At 86.8% G+C, this 250-nt stretch carries 1 pseudogene; it reads left to right on the top strand.

From position 1 onward, the window contains the following. Positions 1 to 250 (top strand): annotated as a pseudogene (locus AAHZ94_RS36630) (hypothetical protein); the annotation flags it as partial.

The raw sequence follows: 250 nt of genomic DNA, 5'->3' as shown, positions 1-250 counted from the left end.
CGCCCATGCGGCCGGGCCCCGGCCCCCGCCCGCCGCCCCACCCGCCCCCCCGCCCCGCCCCCCCGCCGGGCCCGACGCGGGCCCCGCCCGGCCACCGCGACCATGCCGACCGGCCGAAGCCGCCCCACCCCGACCGCGCGGCCGAGCCGCAGCGAAAGCAGGAGCAGGAGCAGGCGCAAGAGCAGGAGGCGGCGGGTGCGGGGCGGGCCGCGGCGCCGGCCGCCGGGCCCGGCCTGGAGCGGGACCAGCC

Source organism: Streptomyces sp. HSW2009, assembly GCF_040240285.1.
Taxonomy (GTDB): domain Bacteria; phylum Actinomycetota; class Actinomycetes; order Streptomycetales; family Streptomycetaceae; genus Streptomyces.
Note: the sequence above shows the minus strand (reverse complement) of the source record. Positions and strands in the feature narration are given on the sequence as shown.